A 1432-nucleotide genomic window follows, 5' to 3' on the forward strand; every position below is an offset into this window, starting at 1 on the left:
CAGGTTGGTCTGATCAGCAATCTCGCGTATGGCGGTAATAATGCGCCGGATATTTTGCGACTTCTCGGCCAAATCCTGTATGACCTGCCCCGCCCCCTCCACACTGCTAGCAGTCTGTGTCATCGCAGCGGCAGTCGCTTGCATACGGTGACGGCCAACATTGACGCCCTCTTGCATTTGCTGCACGACTTGTAAGTTATCCCGCGTATTGTCACTAACAGAAGCAATGCCGACGGTCATTTGTTCAACGGCAGCAGCGATACCCGACGAAGAGGTGCTTTGCGCCTCGGCAGCATTCGCCGCGCGAGCAGAGACCGCCTGCAAGGCATCAGAAGCTTTTACAAGCTGGTGGGCATTGAGCTTCACATCTTTCAGAGTTTCACCAAAAGCGCTCACCAACCGGTCGAATGCTTGGCCCATGCCGGCGATTTCATCACTCCCCTCCAGCTTGGCACGCACAGCCAGGTCAAGATTGTGACTCATCTCCTGCATCAAACCGGACAGCCTCACTATCGGGTAACGGATACTGCGATATACCGCACCACCACCAAAAATCAACAGCACCAGCAACACCACGGAACAGGCCAGCGTTACGATCAGGCTGCGACTCGCATCGTCCTGATGCTGCTCTACTGTATTACTCAACCTTAACAGTAAATCGTCCTGTGCTTTTTTCAGTTGAACGATCTGTGCAGTAGCCGCAGTAAACCATAACTCAGGCGCTATTGAGGCGGCAGTGCCCGGGTCGGTTGCGTGCAAAGCTTGGCGCAAGGCTTTGAGTGCCGTAGCCGCATCGGATTGCAAATACGGTCGCATTGCATCATTGATATACACTGGCGATAGAAGTAATAGCTGGCTGGCACACATATCCTGACGTGCCTGCAAGCTTGCAGCTTGCTCAAGTCCAGCAAGAGATATTGGCCCACCCGATAACAAGCCATTCACAAAACCCCGCTCACGCCCAGCGTACTCTTTTACGCACAACAGATTAGATAGGCTAGTACTGTAGCGAATCACATCACCAGCATCTGTAGCTCGACCAAGGCTAGCCATTAAGGCAAGTTGGGCATCAATTTGCTCGCTATAGGCTGCAAAAGCCTCTGTCGCCGGGATCCCGCGGCTGTCTACTGCCCCACGCTTGGTTAGAAGGTTCTGCACATCAGTCACCACCCGCTGACTACTACCAGCCAGGTCACCAGCAGATAGCGTTCCGACCACCCCTGCCAAACTGGAAAGGGATTGATCGGTTTTCTGCCTGGCTTCTTTTAGCTTGTCCGGCAAGGGGCCCTGACCACTCAGATAGCCATTACTTAATCCTCGCTCGGTCTGCAAACCATCAATCAGGTTGGCGCTTTGCGTTGCAACAGCAACCAGCTCCTGTGCGCTACGCATTTCAGAGAACACCTCATAGCGCTGCAGTGACAATGTCAGA

The 1432-nt window shown here is 53.6% G+C and carries 1 protein-coding gene; it reads right to left on the reverse strand.

Features of this window, described 5'->3' with window-relative positions; genetic code table 11:
- A partial coding sequence (locus ACZ9XP_RS17685) for a methyl-accepting chemotaxis protein (RefSeq protein ID WP_465188934.1) occupies positions 1-1432 on the reverse strand: 1432 nt, incomplete at both ends.

The sequence above is a fragment of the Vogesella perlucida genome (assembly GCF_979366545.1).